This window comes from Pseudarthrobacter sp. RHLT1-30-1 (assembly GCF_059383415.1).
This window is the reverse complement of the sequence record NZ_JBWZCG010000007.1, coordinates 89,896-111,260: the sequence shown is the minus strand read 5'-3', so window position 1 is coordinate 111,260 and position 21,365 is coordinate 89,896. Positions and strand designations below refer to the sequence as shown.

Here is a 21,365-nt window from a genome sequence, read left to right as displayed (position 1 = left end):
CAAACGTCCCCGTCGTCCCGAAAGCGCACCACGCCCTTGACGGCGACGGCCCGGCGGCATGTGATGTACGAAGGCCCCGGCCCCATTTACAGCGGACCGCCCGGTTCGGTTCGACGCATCCACACGAAAGGACAGGACATGTCCCTGCTCGACGCCTCTCTCTGGGAGGGCAAGATCTACCTCAACGGCTGGCGCCCGGGAGGCGGCGGAACTGCCGACGCCGTCGAGCCCGCCACCGGCGAAACGCTGGGCAGCTACGGCCTCGCCTCGGTGGACGATGTCCGTGCCGCCGCGACGGCGGCTGCGGCCGCCCAGAAGGCCTGGGCGAAACTCAATCCCGAGGACCGTGCCGCCGTGCTCCGCCGCGCCGGGATGCTCTGGGAGGAACACGCCGGCGAGATCCAGGGCTGGATTGTGCGCGAGTCCGGCGGCATTCCGCCCAAGGCGGGCCTGGAAACGCACATCGCCGCCAACGAATGCTACGACGCCTCGGCGCTGCCCTCGCTCCCGGCCGGGGACGTGCTGACGTCGAACGAAAACCGCTGGTCCTTCGCCCGGCGGAGGCCGGTCGGGGTGGTATCCGTGATCGCGCCGTTCAACTTCCCGCTGATCCTCTCAATCCGTGCCGTCGCCCCGGCGCTGGCCCTCGGCAACGCCGTGCTACTCAAGCCGGACCCGCGCACCGCGGTCTGCGGCGGCGTCACGCTGATGCGGATCTTCGAGGAGGCCGGGCTGCCGCCCGGGCTCCTGTCATTGCTGCCCGGCGGGGCAGACATCGGAGCCGCCGTCGTCGAGGCACCCGAGGTCAGCGTCATTGCCTTCACCGGCTCGACGGCGGCCGGGCGGAAGATCGGCGAGACCGCCGGGCGCCTGCTCAAGCGCGCGCACCTGGAACTCGGCGGGAACAACGCGCTCATCGCGCTGCCCGGCGCGGACCTGCCCAAGGCTGCCTCCGCCGCGGCGTTCGGGTCCTTTATGCACCAGGGCCAGATTTGCATGGCCGCCGGACGCCACATCGTCCACGAGGACATCTACGAGGACTATGTCAGCGCCCTCGCGGAGAAGGCCACGCATCTCCCGGTCGGGGATCCCAAGAGCGGGACGGTGGCGCTGGGTCCGATCATCGACGGGAAGCAACTGCACCGGATCGACGCAATCGTCCAGGACGCGGTACAGGGCGGGGCGCGGCTGGCCGCCGGCGGCACCCACGACGGCAGGTTCTACCGGCCCACCGTCCTCGCCGATCTGGACGTGGCCAGCCCGGCGTGGAAGGACGAGATCTTCGGCCCGGTGGCCCCGGTGATGAAGTTCTCCACCGTGGAGGAAGCCGTGGCGCTGGCCAACGGCAATGAATACGGACTCTCGATCGGCATCCTGGGCGACGTCGGCATGGCGATGACCATCGCGGACCAGCTGGACTCCGGCAAGGTCCACATCAACGAACAGACAGTGTCCGACGAGGCAAACTCACCGTTCGGCGGCGTGAAGAACTCGGGCAACGGCTCGCGGATCGGCGGACACCACGCGAACATGGAGTCCTTCACCGAAATCCAGTGGCTCACGGTCCGGCCGGACATCGCGCCCTACCCGTTCTGAGGTTCAGCGCCCCGCGGCGAGGTGCGTGGCGGGGTCGAAGGGCTCGAACACGGACGAGCCGATCATAAAGATGCCGCGCTGCGGAATCCAGAAGTCCCCGAGCCGGTCCTGGACGGGCAGCGCCGAGGCCTGTCCCAGGCTGTGCCCCTTCAGGGTCGCCATGCTCTCGCGGACAAACCACATCCGCCGCGGCCGCGCCCCAAAGACCTGGCCGTTGGGCACCCGGCCGGTCAGCCCGATGTGCCCGGCGCCGAGCACCGGTCCCGCGACCGTCCCCATGGTGCGCAGGAACGTCGGGTTGCGCCACAGCCGCACCGGGACCACCCCGGACACCGCCGACAGAAGCCGGGTGACCGGCGTGGCGGCCAGGGTCAGGTCCCAGCCCAGGTCCACCCCGTCTCCGACCTCCACGCTGAAGGAGTAGTCGTTCCGCCAGCGGATGGAGATCGCCCCCGTCGAGGCCGATCCGAGGGCGCTGCCGAAGTAGCGGGGGCAGGAGGACTCCGGAGCGGTGGTGCTGTGCATCGTCCAGGCGCCGGCAGGGTCGCGGATCCAGACCGAGCTGTAGCCCGGCCCCACCGACGAAGCCGGAAAATGCCGCAGGGCCAGGACGTAGCCGGAACTGAATGGCACACCCATCACGCCGTAGCCGGCGAAGCGTTCTTCGGGGCCGGAGGGCAGCGCCGGGTTGCGTTCCATGGACTCAACCAAGGTGCGGGGACTCTGCATGGCTACTGCCTCCGTTGTGGTTACATGTGGACGTGCAGCCTCCGGGCCGCTTCGGAAATTGAACCGCTCAGGGACGGGTACACCGTGAAGGTGCTGGCGACGTCGTCGACGTGCAGTTTCTGGGTGACCGCGAGGGAGATCGCGAAGATCAGCTCCGAGGCGTTCGGACCCACCACAACGCCGCCGATCACGGTTCCGGAACCCTTGCGGGCGAAGATCTTGACGAAGCCGTCGCGGTGGTTGCGCATCTTGGCGCGGGCGTTGCTGCGCAGCGAAAGCTTCACGACGTCGGCCTGGTACTTGCCGGAATCGATCTCGGCCTCGGAGACGCCCACGTTCGCGATCTCGGGCGAGGTGAAGATGTTGGACGCGACCTGGTGCAGCTTCAGCGGCATGACACTGTCGCCCAGGAAGTGCGCGATCGCGATCCGGCCCTGCATCGCGGCGACCGACGCGAGCGCCAGCACACCGGTGCAGTCGCCGGCGGCGTAGATGTTCGGTGCGGTGGTGCGGGACACGCCGTCGACCTTGATGTGGCCGCTCTCGGTGAGCGCCACGCCGGCCTCCTCGAGGCCGATCCCCGCGGTGTTCGGGATTGAACCGACGGCGACGAGGCAGTGGCTGCCGGTGACCTGGGAGCCATCGCCGAGGGTCACAATGACCCCGTCCTCGGTGCGCTCCACCGTCTCGGCACGGGCACGGGAGAGCACCTTGACGCCGCGGCGTTCGAAGACGCCCTCGAGGACCTCGGCGGCGTCGGCGTCCGAGCCGGGCAGCACGCGGTCGCGGCTGGAAATCAGGGTGACCCGGGAGCCGAGACCGTTGTAGGCGGAGGCGAACTCGGCGCCGGTCACGCCGGAACCCACCACGATCAGGTCCTCGGGCAGCTCGTCCAGGTTGTAGATCTGCGCCCAGTTCAGGATCCGGACGCCGTCCGGGCGGGCGGTGGGCAGCTCGCGCGGGTGGGCGCCGACGGCCAGCAGGATCGCGTCCGCTTCGATGATTTCGGTGCCGCCGGCGGTGACGACCTCGATCGTGTGGCTGTCCAGCATCCTGCCGGAGCCGAGCAGAATCCGGACGTCCTGGTTCTCCAGGCCCTTCTGGATGTCCGTGGACTGCTGCCGGGCCAGCCGGAGCAGACGGTCGTTGATGTGCTTCAGGTCAGCTCGCATCGTCGGGGTGCAGTCGCCGCCGTCGAGGTCGAACTTCACGCCGAGCTCGCCGGCTTCGCCGACGCGGGTCATCAGGTCAGCGGTCGCAATCAGGGTCTTGGAGGGGACGACGTCGGTCAGCACCGCGGAGCCGCCGAGCCCCGCCCGTTCGATGATGGTGACCGTCGCTCCCAGCGAGGCGGCGACCATGGCAGCTTCGTAGCCGCCGGGCCCTCCGCCCAGGATTGCGATGCGGGGTGAGCTGAAATCCGGATGCGTAGTCACAATGAGCCATTGTCCACCATCCGGACGGCACCGCCAAGAATTAGGGCCTGCACCACACAGCCTTCGGCGCTGGGCAGCACGCCGCCGGCAGGATAACTTGTACCGGTGAGTACAACAGATTCCCTGACCACGGACCCCTTCGACGCCGCCCGCGCCGCGGCCGCCTACATTGCCGCGCAGACCGGCGTCGACACGCACGACGTCGCCCTGGTTCTCGGCTCGGGCTGGGCCGACGCCGCCGACCTGATCGGTGAGACCACGGCCACCCTCTCCGCGGACGAGGTCCCCGGCTTCTCCTCCCCCTCGGTGGTGGGCCACGTCGGCACCATCCGCTCCGTGCTGACCCGGGAGGGCAAGCGCGCCCTCGTCCTGGGCGCCAGGACGCACTATTACGAGGGCAAGGGCGTCCGCGCCGTCGTCCACGGCGTGCGCACCGCGGCGGCCGCCGGCTGCAAGACCCTGGTCCTGACCAACGGCTGCGGCGGCCTCAACGAGGACTGGACGCCCGGCACCCCAGTGCTGATCAGCGACCACATTAACCTCACCGCCACCTCACCGCTCGAAGGGGCCACCTTCGTCGACCTCACCGACCTGTACTCAGCGCGCATCCGCGGCCTCGCCCGCGAAGTCGACCCCTCGCTGGCGGAAGGCATCTACGCCCAGTTCACCGGGCCGCACTACGAAACCCCCGCCGAGGTGCAGTACGCCAAGCGGATCGGCGCGAGCCTGGTGGGCATGTCCACCGCCCTCGAGGCCATCGCCGGGCGCCACGCGGGCATGGAGGTCTTCGGCATTTCGCTTGTGACCAACCTTGCCGCGGGCATCAGCCCGGTGCCGCTGAGCCATGAGGAAGTCCTCGAATCCGGCCAGGCCGCGGCCCCGCGCATCTCCAGGCTGCTTGCGGGGATCGTCGCAAAGCTCTGACCCCGCGGGCTCCGGCAGGCTCGGGCTCCCAGGCTCAGGCTCAGCGCCCGGGCGCGAGGTAGCGCACGGCCTTCACGCGGTCCTGCGGGAACCGCCGTTCCATCGAATCGGCGATCCCGGCAACGGTCTGCCGGGCCAGGGCCTGCCGCCAGGCGAGTTCGGCCTGCCGCATGGTCTGGGAAATCAGGCAGGTCCGGACGTAGTTCTGCTCGGTGTCGGCATCCGGGACGTTGCCCAGGATGCCTTCGCAGCGAAACACCGGGTCGGGGCCTTCCAGGGCCAGGACGATGTCGAGCACGGTGACGTGCTCCGGCCGGCGCGCCAGATGGAAACCGCCGCGCGGACCGGACACGGAGCCCAGGATCCCGGCACGGACCAGCGCCTGGAGCTGCTTGTTCAGATAGGCGCCCGGGAGCTTGTAGTACTCCGCAAGCCGGGCGCTGTTGACCGCTTCCCCGGCCGGCGTCCACGCCATGTTGACGCAACAGTGCACGGCCCACTCCACGCCACGGCCCAACTTCATATTCCAGACGCTACGTGTCCGGAAAATTGCCTGTCAAGGGTGGGAGGTCAGGACGGCCCTGCCCGACTCTAAAGCCGCGCTCCCGCTCGTCGGGGCAGGGATCCGCGGTGAATGGCACTAGTTTGGTTCCTATGACGTCTTCCGATGCCGAACTCACCCGCCTGCTGAGCGATGCCCGGGCCTGGGCCGCGCAGGATCCGGATCCCGCCACCGCCGCCGCCCTGACCGAGCTGGTCCGGCTCGCCGGCGACGGCTCCGCAGCGGCCCGCCAGGAGCTTGCCGACAGCTTCAGCGGCACCCTGCAGTTCGGCACCGCAGGCCTGCGGGCGGCCCTGGGCCCCGGCCCGAACCGGATGAACCGCGTCGTGGTGCGCCGCGCCGCCGCGGGGTTCACCGCCTTCCTGACCGGCGCCGTTGCCAAGGCCGCCCCCGGCACCCGGCCGCGCGCCGTCGTCGGCTATGACGCCCGGCACAATTCGGCCATTTTCGCGGAAGAGACCGCGGCAATCCTCACCGCCGCAGGCGTCGAGACCTTCCTGATGCCGGCCGCCCTGCCCACCCCGCTGCTCGCCTACGCGGTGCGCGCCCTGGCGTGCGACGGCGGTGTGATGGTCACCGCCAGCCACAACCCGCCGCAGGACAACGGGTACAAGGTCTACCTGGGCCGGCACGCCGTCGAGGAAAGCGGACGCGGCACGCAGATCGTGGCACCGTTCGATGCCCTGATCGCGGCGGAAATCGCCGCCGTCGGTGAGCTCTCCGGCGTGGCCCTGGCCACCGAGGGCTGGACCGTGCTGGAGCCGTCCATCGCCGGCGACTACGCGGCCGCCGTCGCGGCCCTGGCCCTCCCGGAGCGATTCCCGGCCCGCGACCTCAAGATTGTCCTGACCCCCATGCACGGCGTGGGCGGCGGGACCGCGGTGGCGGTCCTGCACGCAGCCGGCTTCGCGGACGTCACCTTGGTGGCCGAGCAGGCCGAACCGGACCCCGATTTCCCCACCGTGAACTTCCCGAACCCCGAAGAGCCCGGCGCCCTGGACCTGGCCCTCGAAACCGCCGCCCGGGTCGAGGCGGACATCGTGATCGCCAACGACCCCGACGCCGACCGCGCCGCGGTTGCCGCGAAGGATCCGGACACGGGCAACTGGCGGATGCTGCGCGGCGACGAGGTCGGCGCCCTGCTTGGCGCGCACATCGTGGCGCGGCTGGCGGCCGGCGGCAGCAGCAGCGGAGAAACAGGGGTGTTCGCGAATTCGATTGTGTCCTCGCGGCTGCTGGCCCGGATCGCCGCGGCGGCGGGCTATGCCCATGAGGAAACGTTGACCGGCTTCAAGTGGATCGCCCGGGTCCCCGGGCTGCTGTACGGCTACGAGGAGGCACTGGGCTATTGCGTCGCGCCCTCCCTGGTCCGGGACAAGGACGGGATCTCCGCGGCCGTGCTGATCGCGGAATTCGCCGCTGCGGCGAAGGCGGAGGGCAAGACCATCTTCGACACGCTCGACGAGTTGTCCCTGGTGCACGGGCTGCACGCAGGCGACCAGCTCAGCATCCGGGTCGCGGACCTGGGTCTGCTGGATGCCATGATGAACCGGCTGCGCGTCAGCCCGCCGGAATCCTTTGGCGGCTCCGCCGTCGAAACCGTCACGGACCTCGCCGCGGGCAGCGCGGCGCTGCCGCCCACCGACGGCATGCTGTACCTGACCAAGGATCTCAGCCGCATCATCATCCGCCCCAGCGGCACCGAGCCCAAGCTCAAGTGTTACCTGGAGGTCATCCGCAGCGTCGGCTCCGCTGCCGAACTTCCGGCCGCGCGGCAGGAAGCAAGGGCCGCGCTCGACGGCGTCCTCGCGGACGTCCGCGAGGCGCTGGGGCTCTAGCTTCCGGGAGCTTCCGGGCGTAGGCCGCTAGAGCTCAACCTCAATGTATCCGCCCACAATCCGGGTGCCGAAGGTCGGGAGGCGAAGTCCCGGCGAGCCCAGGCATTCCCCCGTCGCCAGGTCATAGACCTCCTTGTGCAGCGGCGAGGCAAGCGTCGGACGCGGGCCGCGGGAGCCGGTGATACCCCGGGCCATCACGTGCGCCCCGGTGGCCGGATCCTCCTGGGCGACGGCAAAAACGTCACCGGACACCGTGCGGAACAGCGCCACCTGGCGTCCGGCAATCAGCGCGACCTCGCCCCAGGCCGGCTCCAGGTCCGCCACGGCGCACACGCGGTGCCAGCCGGTCCCATAGCTCGGGTGTTCAACAAAGCTCCGTGCTGCGCTCTCAAGTACGGCAGTCATTTCGGCCCCTCTCTGATCCATCTGTTCCGGGCTCAACCGCTGCTGCGGCCACATACCCAAGCTAGGCGGGGGGTGTTTCGGCAGCGTGCAATGAATGTGTCCGGCGGGTAAAAGAGACCTCACGCCGCCGGAAACGCGTTCGTGATGCAGAAGTTAAGATCACGAAACATAAGGGAAACTGAAGCGAAACTGCGGCTGCCTAGTCTGGATGGACACCTCGATTGAGAAGGGCGCAGAGCAACCGACTGCGGCCATTGCGAAAGGCCCACCGTGACCGGACAGACTTCAAGCCCCCAGAACCAGGACGCAGCGCGCCGCACAGCACCGCGCCGCATCGTGGTTGCCGGCGGCGGCCCTGCCGCCCACCGTTTCGCCGACGCCATGCACGCCCGGGGCCTTGAGGGCTGGAACGTCACCGTCCTCACCGAGGAAGCGCACCTCCCCTACGACCGAGTCGCGCTGAGCAAGGCGCTCACCGATTCCGAGGTCGACCTCACCCTGGGCTCCGCCGCGATGTGGGACCACGAGGCGCTCACATTGCAGACCGGCGAGCGCGTCACCGGCATCGACATCGCCGGCAAAGCGGTGACCACCGCGGCCGGCACCGTGTATCCGTACGACGAGCTGGTCATCGCCACCGGCTCCGACGCCGCCCGCCTGCCGATCCCGGGATCCGAGCTCACGCACGTCTACCGCACGCTGGAAGATGTCCGGGCCATCAACAAGGCGATCGTCGCCCTGACGGAGAAACTGGGCCGCAAGGTCAACGCGGTCACCATCGGCGGCGGTCTGCTCGGCCTGGAATCCGCCGCCGGCACGGAGCAGCTCGGCGCCACCCCGATCGTCATCAACGGCTCCCCCTGGCTGATGAACACCCAGCTCGACGAGGGCGCCGGGCAGGCCCTGGGACGCCTGATCGAAGCCAAGGGTTTCACTGTTCACGGCGGGGTGTTCCCCTCCGAAGTTTTGTCCGACAACGACGGCCAGGTCACCGGGGTGCTGATGGCCGACGGCCGCACCGTCGACGCCGACCTGGTGATCGTCGCGATCGGCGTCAAGCCCCGCGACGAGCTGTTCCGCGGCGCCAACGGCGCGGCGGTTGAAGGCACGGCGGTTGAGGACACCGCTCCGCTGTTCCAGCTCGGTGCGCGCGGCGGCGTCGTCATCTCCGACGGCTGTGAGACGCAGGTTCCCGGCATCTGGGCGATCGGCGAGGTCGCCAACTTCGGCGGCATGTGCCTGGGCCTCGTGGCACCCGCCAACACCATGGCGGAGATCGTCGCGGACCGGCTGCACGGCGGCGACGCGACCTTCCCGGGCTTCGACACCGCCACCAAGCTCAAGCTCTCCGGCGTCGACGTTGCCAGCTTCGGTGACGCCTTCGCCCGGACCGAGCACGCGCTGGAAATCGTCTACGCCGACCCGGCACGCGGGGTGTACCAGAAGATCGTCACCACGGACGATGCCAAGACCCTGCTGGGCGGCATCTTCGTCGGGGACGCCACCCCGTACACCTCGCTGCGGCCCATGCTGGGCCGCGAACTGGCCGCCGAACCCGGCGCCTACCTCACCGCGGCCGGCGGCGGCGACGCACCGGAAACGGAACTCCCGGACGACGCCATCCTGTGCTCCTGCAACAACGTGTCCGCCGGAACCATCCGCGACACCGTCAACGGCTGCGGGGCCTGCGACGGCAACGCCCCCGTCCGGGAGCTCGGCGAGCTGAAGGGCTGCACCCGCGCCGGGACCAGCTGCGGTTCCTGTGTGCCGATGCTCAAGAAGCTGCTGGAAACCGAACTGACCAAGTCCGGCGTCGAGGTCTCCAAGGCCCTCTGCGAGCACATCGAACTGTCCCGCCAGGAACTCTTCGAGACCATCCGGGTCCTGGAGCTGGCCTCCTTCGAGGAGGTCATGGCCAAGTACGGAACCGGCGACGGCTGCGACATCTGCAAACCCACCATCGCCAACATCCTGGCCAGCCAGAACAGCGCCTACGTGCTCGACGCCGGCCGCGGCACCCTGCAGGACACCAACGACCGCGCCCTGGCCAACATGCAGAAGGACGGCACCTACTCCGTGGTCCCGCGGATCGCCGGCGGCGAGATCACGCCCAAGAAGCTCGGCGTCATTGCCGCGGTCGCCGGGAAGTACAACCTCTACACGAAGATCACCGGCGGCCAGCGGATCGACATGTTCGGCGCCCGGCTGGAGCAGCTCCCGGAAATCTGGAAGGAACTGGTCGACGCCGGGTTCGAGTCCGGCCAGGCCTACGGGAAGTCCCTGCGCACCGTGAAGTCCTGCGTCGGCTCCACCTGGTGCCGCTTTGGAGTCCAGGACGCCGTCGCCATGGCCATCGCGCTGGAGCTGCGCTACCGCGGCCTCCGCAGCCCGCACAAGCTGAAGATGGGCGTCTCCGGCTGCGCCCGCGAATGCGCCGAAGCCCGCGGCAAGGACGTCGGCGTCATCGCCACCGCGGACGGCTGGAACCTTTACGTCGGCGGCAACGGCGGCGCCACCCCGGCACATGCCCAGCTGCTGGCCAAGGACCTCGACGACGAAACGTTGATCAAGTACATCGACCGCTACTTCATGTACTACATCCGCACCGCCGACCGCCTGCAGCGCACGGCGCGGTGGCAGGAGGAACTCGCCGGCGGCATCAAGCACGTCGAGGATGTGGTGGTCCGTGACACCCTGGGCATCGCCGCGGACCTCGAAGCCGCGATGGCAAAGCACGTTGACACCTACGTGGACGAGTGGGCAGACACGCTGAAGGATCCCGAGCGGCTGCGGCGCTTCCGCTCCTTTGTCAACGCCCCGGACCAGAAGGACGATTCCATCACCTTCGTGCCCGACGAGCGCGGCCAGATGCGCCCCGCCACCGCAGAAGAAAAGGCCCAGCAGCCAGTCCTGATCGGTTCTTCCATCCCGGTCCGTGCCACCACCCCGGAACTGCTTGACGAGAACGAGGTATAGCCATGCAGCTCAACATTGATCTCACCGGCCGCGAGGTGCTCGTCACCGGCTCGGACGCCGCCGCACACCAGGCAGTCCGCCGCTACCGGGCCGCCGGCGCCGTCGTCTCGCGGCTCAGCGGCCCGGGCGGCGCCCGCCATGACGGGCCCCTGCCGGAGCGCCCCTTCCTGGTCGCCGCCGTCGACGACGGCCAGCCGGGCTGGGAGCCGCTGCTGGACCGCTGCCGGGAAACCGGCATCCCGGTCGCGGCCGAACCCGCAGCCGGCCCCGCCGGCCACGTCACCCTGGTCGGCGGCGGACCGGGAACCACCGAGCTGCTGACCGTCGCCGCCATCCAGGCCCTGCGGGACGCCGACGTGATCTTCTTCGACCGGCTGGCACCGCACCAGGAGCTGCCCGCACTGAGTACCGCCGAACTGGTGGATGTGGGCAAGCGCCCCGGCCACCACCCGGTCAGCCAGTCCGGCATCGAGGCACTTATGGTGGAGGCCGCGCTGGCCGGGAAGAACGTGGTCCGGCTCAAGGGCGGCGACCCGTACGTGTTCGGCCGCGGCGGCGAGGAAGTGGCCGCCTGTGTCAAGGCCGGCGTTCCGGTCCGGGTAATCTCCGGGGTGACCAGTGCAATTTCCGTCCCGGCCGCGGCCGGGATCCCGGTCACGCACCGCGAGGTCAGCCACCTGTTCACCGTCGTTTCGGGCCATGCCCCGCTGACCGAGAAGGAACACACCCATCTCGCCGGGCTGGGCGGGACCATCGTGGTGCTGATGGGCATCGGCACGCTGCACCAGCTCGCCGCCGGGCTGCGCCGGGCCGGGATGCGCGAGGACATGCCGATGGCCGTCGTCGAGCGCGGTTATCTGCCCGGCCAGCGGACCACCATCGCCGAGCTGGGCACCATCACGACGGCGGCCGCTGAGTGCAGCAATCCGGCCGTGCTGGTAATCGGCGACGTCGTCCGGGTGGCCGAGGCCAACCGGGGCTGCGCGGACGCGGAAGCCGAACTGGGCCGCCTGGCCGCCTCGCTGATGGGGGCGTGAGGGCCGTGAGCGCACTGAACGCCGCCGCTCCGGCGGCACCGCCCGCGGCCGGTCCCGCTTTTAGGGCCGCGGCGGAGTCGGTGGCTGCCACCATTGCGGGGGCTGCCCCGGACGCCATGCCGGAGACTGCGGAACTGCCGCTGGAGGGCTTCCGGATCGGCGTGACCTCGCACCGCCGTTCCCAGGACCTGATCGAGGCCCTGGAGCGGCGCGGCGCCGAGGTGCTGCACGCGCCGGCGCTCAAGATCGCCCCCGTGCAGGAGGACCTGACCCTGATCGAGGACACCCGCGCCATCATCGCCGCGCGCCCGGAGCTGTGCATCGCCACCACCGCCTACGGCATGCGCCGCTGGTGCGAGGCCGCGGACACGTTCGGGATCGGCGAGCAGCTGCTGGAAACCCTCGGCGCCACCCGGATGTTCGTCCGCGGGCCCAAGGCCCGCGGCGCGGTCCGCGCGGCCGGACTGGCCGACGTCGGGATCAGCTCCGACGAGACCACCGCCACGCTGGTGGACATGCTGCTGGCCGAAGGGGTGCGCGGCAAGACCGTCGCCGTGCAGCTGCATGGCTACACCGATGTCCGCCAGCTGGAGCGCCTCCGGATGTCCGGGGCCACGGTCCTGACGGTCACCCCGTACCGCTGGGTCAAGCCCGACGGCGCGGACCGGCTGCCGCGGCTGATCGAGGCCGCATGCAGCGGCAACCTGGACGTGCTGACGTTCACCAGCGCCCCCGCGGTGGATGCGATGTGGAGCACCGCGCACGAGATGGGACTGTACAAGGAGCTCGTGGCGAGCCTCAAGACCAACGTCGCCACCGCCGTCGTCGGCCCCATCACGGCGCAGCCGCTGATCGATGCCGGGCTGCAGCCGCTGGTCCCGGAGCGGTTCCGGATGGGCGCCCTGATCCGGCTCGTCGTCGAACACCTTGCCCTCAACCACGTCCGCCGCCTGGACACCGTGTCGGGCCGGGTGGAACTGCGTGGCCGCTCGCTGCGGATCGACGGCGGGGCGGTGGAGCTGGCGCCCGCCCCGCTGCTGCTGCTGCGGGCGCTGCTGGGCGCCGGCGGCGCCGTGCTGTCCCGCGAGGCACTGTCCGAACTGCTGGAACTCCGCGGCTCCGTGCATGCGCTGGACATGACGGTCAGCAGGCTGCGTTCCGCCCTGCCGGACGGCCGTCTGGTGGAAACCGTGGTGAAACGCGGCTACCGGATCCGCGTCTAACAAGACAACGCGGGGTCACTCCGCGCCCATCCCCAGGTGTTTTCTGGGCGCGGAGTGCCCCCGCGTTGGTTGGTGTTTGTTACCGGGGGGTAAACATTGGCGAACGGGCGGCCAAAATTTAGCAACACCGGGGAAACCTGCCGGAAAGATCACCCGCCTACGCTGGGGAACATCAAGCAGTCAGGCCACACCACGGGCCACCAGCGAAAGGGCTCACCATGTCCGCCACCCCCACCGTCCCCGCCGACTCCCAGACCCGGCCCCGGATCGTCATCGCCGGGGCCGGCCCGGCCGCGCAGGCCCTCGTCCGCCAGCTCGCCCGGACCCCGTTCGCGGGTGGCATCACGGTCCTCAGCAACCGGGACGACGCGCCCGCCGGGCTCCTGGAACTCGCCGCCCTCCCGCAGGTCTCGATCCGTTTCGGCCAGCCGGCCAGCTACATCGACCCCGACAGCCGTTGTGTCACGACCGCGGACGGCCTGGAATTCAGCTACGACCAGCTGGTCATCGCGACCGGCTCCACCCCCGCCGGCGCGCCGCTCGCCGGGGAAGGCCGGTGCCTGAGCTACTCCACGATCGACGACGCCGCCGGGCTGGGCGACGCGGTCAAGGACGTCACCCGGGTCCTTGGCCGGCGGCCGCTGGGGATCCTGGTCGGCACCGGGACCGCCGCCGGACAGGCCGAGGCTGTGCTGCGCGCCCGCGGTGTCCGCCCGATCCGCACCACGCAGCGGCCGGCCGCCGTCGTTCCCTCATTGGCCGGGTCCGCCCTCCCGGCCGCCGGGATTGTGTTCGAGGACGGCTCGAGCATGGCCGGGGACCTCGTCGTGCTGGCCGAGGAACCGATTGCCCGCGACGCGCTCGCGGTCAGCGCCGGGCTGAAGACGGCGCGCCAGGGCGGGATCGTGATCGGACGTGACTTCCGCACGTCCGTCCCGGGAATCTGGGCGATCGGGGACGCCGCCGTGTTCGACGGCGTCCGCCTCGGACTGCTCGTGGCCGCGTCCTCGGCTGCCTCCGTCTGCGCCTCCCAGTTGCTCCAGGCCGGCATCGCGGAGTCCCTCGCGGACGCCGCCTGACCCCCTGCCCGGTACCTCTCCGGCGGCCGGTCCGTTGTGGCAAGATGGACACCTGAGAAGCCACGAAGGGACCACCATGAGCAACGAAGCCGCCGCGACTGCCGGCACCGCCACCCCTGCCGCGCCGGACTCCGGGATCTCCCGCAGCTCCGAACATTCGGCAGACATTGCCTCCTACATCGACCACACGCTGCTCAAGCCGGAGGCCAGCGAGGCCGAGATCCTCAAGGTCTGCGCCGAGGCCGCCGAGTACCGGTTCAAGTCGGTGTGCGTCAACCCGCTCTGGGTCAAGACGGTCAAGACGGCCCTGAAGGGCTCCGGCGTGCTGACGTGCTCGGTGGTCGGTTTCCCGCTGGGTGCCACACCGAGCGACGTCAAGGCCTTCGAAGCCCGCGGCGCAGTGCTGGACGGCGCCGAGGAGGTCGACATGGTGATCAACATTGCCGCGGCCCGGGCCAACGACAAGGGCGCCCTCATCGATGACATCACAGCCGTCGCGGACGCCGTCCACGACGGCGGCGCCATCCTGAAGGTGATCATCGAAACGGCGCTGCTGGATGACGCCCAGAAAGTGCTGGCCTGCGAGGCCGCAGTGGCGGCGGGGGCCGATTTTGTGAAGACTTCCACCGGCTTCAACGGCGGCGGGGCGACCGCCGCGGACGTGGCGCTGATGCGCCGCACGGTGGGCCCGGACCTGGGCGTCAAAGCCTCGGGTGGCGTGCGTTCCCTCGCCGACGCACAGGCTATGATAGCTGCAGGTGCAACACGTATTGGCGCCAGTTCCGGCATCGCGATCGTCAAGGGTGAACAGGGTTCCTCCGCGTACTGATCCGCTCCGGCAGCCGCCACAGTTTTGAGCCCCACGGGGCCGAGGAGGAACGAATGTCCAGCAACAACACCACCACCGCCACGACGCCGCAGAACGAGAACAGCCGCGGCTCGAGCATCATCCTGTTCGCCCTGATGATGGTCCTGTTCTTCGCTTCCCTCTACTCGCTGAGCTTTCTGACGCTGGGTAACCCGTGGCCGATGGCCGCCTGCCTCGTCCTGTTCGCCCTGGCCTTCTGGATTCCGCAGACCGTCACCGGCCGCTCCGATTCCGCCGGCGAAGTCTAAGCACCAGTACTTCCCGAACTGAAGCTCCGGATCTCCGGAGCTTCAGTCATTTAACCGGCGGCCATTTAACCGACGAAGACGCCGGCGAGCAGCCCGTAGAGGCTGTGGACCCAACCGGCGCCGAGGGCGGCGGCGGCCGGCCAGTGCACCTCGGCCAGGGCAAGCACCGCACCGAACATGCCGATCATCGCGTAGGCACTGACCGGGATCAGCACGAACCACTCCCGTCGTGATCCGGCGCGGCCCAGCAGCGGGATGGAGAACGCCCCGTTGGCCCGCCAGACGTTCTTCAGCAGCGGCAGTTTCCGCAGGAACCTCGGCGGCTTGATCACCACCGGCCAGAGCAGCGGCACTCCCCCGGTGGTGATCATGTCCCCGACAATGTGCACCAGCACGCCGGTCAGCATGGAGACCGGCAGCCAGGTCCACTGGTGCGGCGCGAACCAGGTCACCAGCCCGGCCATGCTCAGGGCGAAGACCCAGTTGCTGACCCAGCCGTACTTCGGGAAAAGCTTGAGGGCCTTCGCGGCGATGTTGATCATGAACATGCACAGCAGCCCGGCGCCCACCGACAGCAGCCCCCAGTCGGTCTGCAGCTGAAGCTGCCCGGCCAGCGCCGCGAGCAGCACAAAGCAGGCCGCACCAACCAGCGAATGCGTCCCCTGCCGGTGCCCGCCCGAGACGTTCTCGATGCCGACGGCGATCACGTTCGACAGCGGCGGCAGCGAGTGCGCCACGGTGCTGGAGCGGTGGTCCCAGTCGCAGACCAGTGCCGTCCCCGCCGTCGCCATCCCGCCGATCACAATCCCGGTCGCGTCCAGCGGGTACCATCCGAGCGTGTACGGACCGGTCGAGGCAATAGCCACCCACGCCGCGGCTCCCGACGCGGCGTGGTGTCCGCCCATCATTCTTTATTTCACCGCCGGTGCGGCAGCCACCGCGGCGTCGGAGAAGATATTGCGGATGACGCCGTTGGCCCACTCGAGGATCTCGGCGTCCTGCAGGTCGCGGCCGCCGATCCGGGCGGTCTTCGGCTTCGGAATGAGTACCGCGTCCAGGGCGGGCTTGGACTGAGATCCGGGATACATCCGGGTGAGCCGCATGAGCTTGGACTCGGGCAGCTGCGCCGGGGAGAACTTGATGAAGTTGCCCTGCAGGGCAACGTCGCTGAGCCCGGCCTCGCGGGCGCCGACGCGGAAACGCGCGACGTCGATCAGGTTCTTCGCGGGCAGCGGCAGCTCGCCGTAGCGGTCCACGAGCTCGGCCAGGACCTCATCAATCGCCTCGTAGGTGACGGCCGAGGCAAGCTTGCGGTACGCCTCGAGGCGCAGCCGTTCGCCCGGCACGTAATCGTGCGGCAGATGGGCGTTGACCGGCAGCTCGATCTTCATCTCGGCGGCCTTCTCCTCCGCCTCGCCCCGGTACTCTGCCACGGCCTCGCCGACCAGCCGGATGTAGAGGTCGAAACCGACGCCCTGGATGTGGCCGGACTGCTCCCCGCCGAGCAGGTTGCCGGCGCCGCGGATCTCGAGGTCCTTCATGGCAAGCTGCATGCCCGCACCGAGCTCGTTGTGCGTGGCGACGGCCTTGAGCCGTTCCAGCGCCACTTCGCCCAGCGGCTTCTCGGACGGGTAAAGGAAGTAGGCGTACGCGCGTTCGCGGCCGCGACCCACCCGCCCGCGCAGCTGGTGCAGCTGGGAGAGCCCGTACTTCTCCGCACCGTCCACGATCAGCGTGTTGGCGTTTGAGATATCCAGCCCGGTCTCAATGATGGTGGTGCAGACCAGCACGTCGAAGCGCTTCTCCCAGAAGTCCACGATGATCTGCTCGAGCCGGCTCTCGGACATCTGCCCGTGCGCCACTTCCACCCGGGCCTCCGGGACGAGCTCGCGGATCTTCGCGGCGGTGCGGTCGATCGTGGAGACCCGGTTGTGCACGAAGAACACCTGGCCCTCGCGCATCAGTTCCCGGCGGATCGCCGCGGAAGTCTGCTTGTCGGTGTACGGGCCGACGTAGGTCAGCACCGGGTGGCGTTCCTCCGGCGGGGTCGCCAGCGTGGAGGTCTCGCGGATGCCGGTCAGCGACATTTCCAGGGTCCGCGGAATCGGGGTGGCGCTCATCGCGAGGACGTCCACGTTGGTGCGCATCTTCTTCAGCGCTTCCTTGTGTTCGACGCCGAAGCGCTGCTCCTCGTCCACGATCACCAGGCCGAGGTCCTTGAACGCGAAGTCCTTGGACAGCAGCCGGTGCGTGCCGATCACGACGTCGACGGAGCCGGCTTTGACCCCGGCGGCCGTCTCCTTCGCTTCCTTGGTGGCCTGGAAGCGGGACAGCGGCTTGACCACCAGCGGGAAGCCGGAGAACCGTTCGGTGAAGGTTTCGTAGTGCTGCTGGGCGAGCAGCGTGGTGGGCACCAGCACGGCGACCTGTTTGCCGTCCTGGACGGCTTTGAAGGCCGCCCGGACCGCGATCTCGGTCTTGCCGTAGCCGACGTCACCGGAAATCAGCCGGTCCATCGGGATCTCCCGCTCCATGTCCGCCTTGACCTCGTTGATGGTGGTCAGCTGGTCGGGGGTCTCCACATAGGGGAACGCCTCCTCCAGCTCGCGCTGCCAGGGTGTGTCGGGGCCGAAGGCGTAGCCGCGGGAGGCCATCCGGGCCGAGTACAGCCGGATCAGCTCCCCGGCGATTTCCTTGACGGCCTTCCGGGCTTTGGACTTGGTGCTTGACCAGTCCGCGCCGCCCATCTTGCTCAGCGCGGGGGTGTCGCCGCCGACGTACCGGGTCACCTGGTCCAGCTGGTCGGTGGGGACAAACAGCCGGTCGCCCGGGGCGCCGCGCTTGGACGGCGCGTACTCCAGCACGAGGTATTCGCGGACACCGTCCCCTCCCCCTGCCACCTTGCGCTGGATCAGTTCCACGAACCGGCCGATGCCGTGCTGTTCGTGCACCACAGAGTCGCCCGCGATGAGCTGCAGCGGATCCACGGCGTTCCGGCGCTTGGACGGCATCCGGCGCATGTCCTTGGTGGAGCCGGCGGAAGTCCGTCCCAGCAGGTCCGCCTCGGTCAGCAGGGCGAGCTTGAGCGGCTCCAGCACAAAACCCCGTCCCAGCGCGGCCGTGGTGATCTCGATCAGCCCGGCCTGCGGCGCGTCGTCGAGAGTGTCAACCCGGGCGCAGGGGATGTCGTTGTCGTGGAACAGCTCGGCCAGCCGCTGGGCCGGGCCGGGACCTCCGGTGACGACGACGATCCGCCACTGCTCCCTGACGTGGGACCCGATGAACGCCATCATCTCGGCGACGTCGCCCTGGTAGCCGCGGGGTTCCCGGGCATGCAGGTTCAGGACATCGACGTCGGGAAGCAGTTCCTCGTCGGTGGCCAGCGAGGTGATCGACCACCAGGACACCTCGTGCTCGAGGGCAGCGGTGCGGGTTTCAGTCAGCGAGCGGAAGCTGGCCGAGTGCAGGGCCGCCGACGCTGCGGAACTCAGGTCCAGCGGCGCGGTCCCGCCGTCGGACGCCGTGGACCAGGCCGCTTCGAGGAATTCCTCGTTCGTGGCGGCGAGGTCGTGCGCGCGGGTCCGGACCTTTTCCGGTTCGATGACGACTGCCATCGAGCCGGCCGGGAACTGGTCCAGGAACGGCACCATGGAATCCACCAGCACCGGGGCGAGGGACTCCATGCCCTCGACGGCGATGCCGCCGGCGATCTTCTCCAGCATGTCCGCGGCGGCCGGCAGCTGGGATTTCAGCGTCGCGGCGCGGGACATCACGGAGGGTGTGATCAGGATTTCGCGGCACGGCGGGGCGTGCAGTTCGGTGGGGTGGTGCACACCCGGCGCACTCAGCGAGCGCTGGTCCGCGACGGCGAACCAGCGCATCTGGTCCACTTCATCGCCAAAGAACTCGACCCGGATGGGGTGGTCCTCGGTCGGCGGGAAGACATCAAGCATCCCGCCGCGGACGGCGAATTCACCGCGGCGCGTGACCATGTCCACGCGGGCGTAGGCGGCGTCGGCGAGGCTTCTCACGACGTTGCTGAACGGGGCCTCCTGGCCGACCTTCAAGGTGACGGGGACGAGCTCGCCGAGTCCGGCGACGATCGGCTGCACGACGGCCCGGACCGGGGCGACGACGACGCGGAGCGCGCCGCTGGCGGATGTTTCGGGGTGGGCCAGCCGGCGCAGCACGGACAGCCGCCGGCCCACCGTGTCCGAGCGCGGTGACAGCCGCTCGTGCGGGAGCGTCTCCCAACTGGGGAACTCGGCGACTGAGTCGGCCGGGAGGAAGGCGCGCAGCGCTTCGGTCAGGTCCTCGGCTTCCCGGCCGGTGGCGGTGATGGCCAGCACGACCGGCGCCAGGCCGTTGCCGTTGGCCGTCTTTTCCACTGCGGCGGCTGCCCCTGCCGCGGCTCCGGCTGAGGCTGCCCCCGCTGCTCCGGCTGAGGCGGCTTCCGCTGTTTCCGCTGTTTCCGCGGCCAGCGTTGCCAGCCCGTCAGCCATTTCCGCGAGCAGCGCGGAGCGCAGCCCGGCGGGGGCGCTGATCTGGTAGTCCTCGCTGCGGTCGGCGAAACCGCGCGAGGCCGCGGCCCGGACACGGGCGTAATTCCGGTCGCCGGCGAGGACACGGCGCAAACCGGTAAGAGAGGGGCCGTTGAGGCTCATGGCTGAAGCTCCTGAAAGGGATCACGGGATGCAGGCAACACGAATAGCCGGAATTCGCGAGAATCCCGGGTCCCCCAAGCCTACCGCGCAGCCTGGACCCGGGGCCGCACAAGGGCCCCGGGTCTAGGCTGGCAGGATACGCGGCCCGTCCAAATGTCAAGGCGCTCCGAATGCCTGATAGACGATAAGGAGTCACCATGCCCAGCACCCCCGAGACCCCCCAGCCCACGCCCGCGCAGACCACCCCCGCGGCGACCGGTAGGCCGAAAACGGTGCTGGTCACCGGTGCCACCGGCTACATCGGCGGCCGGCTGGTGCCCCGGCTGCTGGAGGCAGGGCAAAAGGTCAAGGTCGTGGTCCGCACCCCGGCGAAGATCGCCGGCGTTCCGTGGCTGGCCGACGTCGAGGTCGTCCAGAGCAGCCTTGACGACGGCGATGCCCTGCGCGCCGCCCTGGACGGCGTCGACGTCCTGTATTACCTCGTCCACTCCATGGCCACCGGGGCGGGTTTCGAGTCCAAGGAAAAGACCATGGCCGAGACCGTCGCGCGGGCCGCGGCCGGCGCCGGCGTGGACCGGATCGTCTACCTGGGCGGGCTGCATCCCACGGACACCGAATTGTCCACCCATATGCGGTCCCGCGAGGCCGTGGGTAAGGTCTTCCTCGGCAGCCAGGTGGACGCAATCGTCTTCCAGGCCGGCGTTGTGATCGGCTCGGGGTCGGCGTCGTTCGAGATGATCAGGCACCTGTCCGAGACGCTCCCGGTGATGCCGGCCCCCAGCTGGGTGCGCAACAAGATCGAGGCGATTGCAGTGCGCGATGTGTTGCACTACCTCGTCGGGGCCGCCTCGCTGGAAGGCCCGATCAACCGCACCTTCGACATCGGTTGCCGCCAGGTCCTCAGCTACGCAGGAATGATGCAGGAATACGCTGCGGAGGCCGGGCTCCCGCACCGCGTGGTGCTGGCTCTCCCCGTTCCGGCGCCCAAGCTCGCGGGCATGTGGGTAGCATTGACCACCCCGATTCCGCTCTCGATGTCGCTGCCCCTGGTCGAGTCCCTGCAGCACGACGCGGTCTCGCGCGAACATGACATTGATTCCTACATCCCCCAGCCCGACGGCGGGCTCACCCCGTACCGCCGGGCCGTGGCGCTTGCCCTGGGCAAAGAGCGCGACGGCCAGGTCGAGACGACCTGGGCCAGTGCAGGGGCCGACGCCGATCCGCTGCCCAGCGACCCCGAGTGGGCCGGGCACCGGGTGTACGTCGACGAGCGAACCTACTCCAGCCAGGTGGACCCGAAGCACGTCTGGACCATCATCGAAGGGATCGGCGGCCGCAACGGATGGTATTCCCTCCCGCTTGCCTGGCGCGTCCGCGGCTGGCTGGACAAGCTCACGGGCGGGGCCGGGCTGCTGCGCGGCCGGCGGCACCCCCACCTGCTGGCCGAAGGGGAAGTGGTGGACTGGTGGCGGGCCGAGCGGATCGACCGCGGCCGGCTGCTCCGGTTGCGGGCCGAGATGCGGGCGCCGGGCCGGGCCTGGCTGGAGCTGTCGGTGGAGCCGGAGGGGACGGGCAGCCGTTACCGCCAGCGCGCGATCTTCTTCCCGAAGGGTCTCAGCGGGCGACTCTACTGGCTGGCCGTGCTGCCATTCCACAGCCTGATCTTTCCCGCCATGTCACGGAACATCACGGCCGCGGCCAAGAGTCTCCAGGACCTCGAATCGGATCCGGCCCGGCACACCACGTAGGATGTTTGGAGCCCAAAACGACCAGTTCCACC

16 protein-coding genes are annotated in these 21,365 nt (G+C 69.5%); 10 read left to right on the top strand and 6 right to left on the bottom strand.

Translation table 11 applies throughout. The features are described from left to right. Positions 1 to 138: 138 nt before the first annotated feature. Entirely contained in the window at positions 139 to 1,596 is a 1,458-nt protein-coding gene (locus AC50YM_RS07575) for an aldehyde dehydrogenase family protein (protein WP_494956350.1), read from the top strand. Positions 1,597 to 1,599: 3 nt separating this feature from the next. Here the strand turns inward: AC50YM_RS07575 and AC50YM_RS07570 are convergent, their stop codons facing one another. Next, positions 1,600 to 2,325 carry a hypothetical protein gene (locus AC50YM_RS07570; RefSeq protein WP_494956349.1) on the bottom strand — a complete coding sequence of 242 codons (726 nt, stop codon included), beginning with the start codon at positions 2,323 to 2,325 and terminating at the stop codon, positions 1,600 to 1,602. Positions 2,326 to 2,345: 20 nt separating this feature from the next. Continuing rightward, positions 2,346 to 3,761 (bottom strand): NAD(P)H-quinone dehydrogenase, encoded by a 1,416-nt coding sequence (locus AC50YM_RS07565; protein WP_494956348.1) that lies wholly within the window; start codon positions 3,759 to 3,761, stop codon positions 2,346 to 2,348. Between the two features lie 105 nt (positions 3,762 to 3,866). Between AC50YM_RS07565 and AC50YM_RS07560 the strand changes: the two genes are divergently transcribed. Next, positions 3,867 to 4,685, top strand: coding sequence for a purine-nucleoside phosphorylase (locus AC50YM_RS07560; RefSeq protein WP_494956347.1), 819 nt, complete (start codon positions 3,867 to 3,869; stop codon positions 4,683 to 4,685). 40 nt (positions 4,686 to 4,725) lie between these two features. On the opposite strand, the gene AC50YM_RS07555 is transcribed toward AC50YM_RS07560, so the two are convergent. After that, a complete protein-coding gene (locus tag AC50YM_RS07555; RefSeq protein WP_494956346.1) occupies positions 4,726 to 5,208 on the bottom strand; it encodes an RrF2 family transcriptional regulator in 483 nt (160 codons plus the stop codon). 131 nt (positions 5,209 to 5,339) lie between these two features. Between AC50YM_RS07555 and AC50YM_RS07550 the strand changes: the two genes are divergently transcribed. Further along, positions 5,340 to 7,085 carry a phospho-sugar mutase gene (locus AC50YM_RS07550; RefSeq protein WP_494956345.1) on the top strand — a complete coding sequence of 582 codons (1,746 nt, stop codon included), beginning with the start codon at positions 5,340 to 5,342 and terminating at the stop codon, positions 7,083 to 7,085. Between the two features lie 27 nt (positions 7,086 to 7,112). Here the strand turns inward: AC50YM_RS07550 and nirD are convergent, their stop codons facing one another. Continuing rightward, positions 7,113 to 7,490: a nitrite reductase small subunit NirD gene (gene nirD, locus AC50YM_RS07545; protein WP_494956344.1), complete on the bottom strand. Its 378-nt coding sequence runs from the start codon at positions 7,488 to 7,490 to the stop codon at positions 7,113 to 7,115. 270 nt (positions 7,491 to 7,760) lie between these two features. On the opposite strand from nirD, the gene nirB reads away from it, so the two are divergent. The 6 genes from nirB to AC50YM_RS07515 all read left to right on the top strand — a co-directional run bounded on the left by nirB (position 7,761) and on the right by AC50YM_RS07515 (position 14,921). Continuing rightward, entirely contained in the window at positions 7,761 to 10,466 is a 2,706-nt protein-coding gene (gene nirB, locus AC50YM_RS07540) for a nitrite reductase large subunit NirB (RefSeq protein ID WP_494956343.1), read from the top strand. A gap of 2 nt (positions 10,467 to 10,468) precedes the next feature. Next, positions 10,469 to 11,503: a uroporphyrinogen-III C-methyltransferase gene (gene cobA / locus AC50YM_RS07535; protein ID WP_494956342.1), complete on the top strand. Its 1,035-nt coding sequence runs from the start codon at positions 10,469 to 10,471 to the stop codon at positions 11,501 to 11,503. Between the two features lie 116 nt (positions 11,504 to 11,619). Next, positions 11,620 to 12,726: a uroporphyrinogen-III synthase gene (locus AC50YM_RS07530; protein ID WP_494956390.1), complete on the top strand. Its 1,107-nt coding sequence runs from the start codon at positions 11,620 to 11,622 to the stop codon at positions 12,724 to 12,726. Positions 12,727 to 12,944: 218 nt separating this feature from the next. Then, positions 12,945 to 13,805, top strand: a complete 861-nt coding sequence (locus AC50YM_RS07525; protein ID WP_494956341.1) for an FAD-dependent oxidoreductase — start codon at positions 12,945 to 12,947, stop codon at positions 13,803 to 13,805. Between the two features lie 76 nt (positions 13,806 to 13,881). Continuing rightward, entirely contained in the window at positions 13,882 to 14,634 is a 753-nt protein-coding gene (deoC, locus tag AC50YM_RS07520; protein WP_494956340.1) for a deoxyribose-phosphate aldolase, read from the top strand. 53 nt (positions 14,635 to 14,687) lie between these two features. Continuing rightward, entirely contained in the window at positions 14,688 to 14,921 is a 234-nt protein-coding gene (locus AC50YM_RS07515; protein WP_494956339.1) for a hypothetical protein, read from the top strand. 65 nt (positions 14,922 to 14,986) lie between these two features. On the opposite strand, the gene AC50YM_RS07510 is transcribed toward AC50YM_RS07515, so the two are convergent. Together AC50YM_RS07510 and mfd are read right to left on the bottom strand one after the other, a co-directional pair. After that, positions 14,987 to 15,829 (bottom strand): metal-dependent hydrolase, encoded by an 843-nt coding sequence (locus tag AC50YM_RS07510; RefSeq protein WP_494956338.1) that lies wholly within the window; start codon positions 15,827 to 15,829, stop codon positions 14,987 to 14,989. A 3-nt stretch (positions 15,830 to 15,832) separates the two neighbouring features. Next, positions 15,833 to 19,585, bottom strand: a complete 3,753-nt coding sequence (mfd, locus tag AC50YM_RS07505; RefSeq protein ID WP_494956337.1) for a transcription-repair coupling factor — start codon at positions 19,583 to 19,585, stop codon at positions 15,833 to 15,835. 197 nt (positions 19,586 to 19,782) lie between these two features. Here mfd and AC50YM_RS07500 point away from each other — a divergent pair, with 197 nt between their 5' ends. Beyond that, complete coding sequence (locus AC50YM_RS07500) at positions 19,783 to 21,333, top strand: SDR family oxidoreductase (protein ID WP_494956336.1); 1,551 nt, start codon at positions 19,783 to 19,785, stop codon at positions 21,331 to 21,333. Positions 21,334 to 21,365 lie beyond the last annotated feature (32 nt).

What these genes read in the sequence shown, in the direction of transcription:
- AC50YM_RS07575 (WP_494956350.1), top strand. Translation starts at nt 139, where the DNA reads ATGTCCCTGCTCGACGCCTCTCTCTGGGAGGGCAAGATCTACCTCAAC.
- AC50YM_RS07570 (WP_494956349.1), bottom strand. Translation starts at nt 2,325, where the DNA reads ATGCAGAGTCCCCGCACCTTGGTTGAGTCCATGGAACGCAACCCGGCG.
- AC50YM_RS07555 (WP_494956346.1), bottom strand. Translation starts at nt 5,208, where the DNA reads ATGAAGTTGGGCCGTGGCGTGGAGTGGGCCGTGCACTGTTGCGTCAAC.
- AC50YM_RS07550 (WP_494956345.1), top strand. Translation starts at nt 5,340, where the DNA reads ATGACGTCTTCCGATGCCGAACTCACCCGCCTGCTGAGCGATGCCCGG.
- nirD (WP_494956344.1), bottom strand. Translation starts at nt 7,490, where the DNA reads ATGACTGCCGTACTTGAGAGCGCAGCACGGAGCTTTGTTGAACACCCG.
- cobA (WP_494956342.1), top strand. Translation starts at nt 10,469, where the DNA reads ATGCAGCTCAACATTGATCTCACCGGCCGCGAGGTGCTCGTCACCGGC.
- AC50YM_RS07530 (WP_494956390.1), top strand. Translation starts at nt 11,620, where the DNA reads ATGCCGGAGACTGCGGAACTGCCGCTGGAGGGCTTCCGGATCGGCGTG.
- AC50YM_RS07525 (WP_494956341.1), top strand. Translation starts at nt 12,945, where the DNA reads ATGTCCGCCACCCCCACCGTCCCCGCCGACTCCCAGACCCGGCCCCGG.
- deoC (WP_494956340.1), top strand. Translation starts at nt 13,882, where the DNA reads ATGAGCAACGAAGCCGCCGCGACTGCCGGCACCGCCACCCCTGCCGCG.
- AC50YM_RS07515 (WP_494956339.1), top strand. Translation starts at nt 14,688, where the DNA reads ATGTCCAGCAACAACACCACCACCGCCACGACGCCGCAGAACGAGAAC.
- AC50YM_RS07510 (WP_494956338.1), bottom strand. Translation starts at nt 15,829, where the DNA reads ATGATGGGCGGACACCACGCCGCGTCGGGAGCCGCGGCGTGGGTGGCT.
- mfd (WP_494956337.1), bottom strand. Translation starts at nt 19,585, where the DNA reads ATGAGCCTCAACGGCCCCTCTCTTACCGGTTTGCGCCGTGTCCTCGCC.
- AC50YM_RS07500 (WP_494956336.1), top strand. Translation starts at nt 19,783, where the DNA reads ATGCCCAGCACCCCCGAGACCCCCCAGCCCACGCCCGCGCAGACCACC.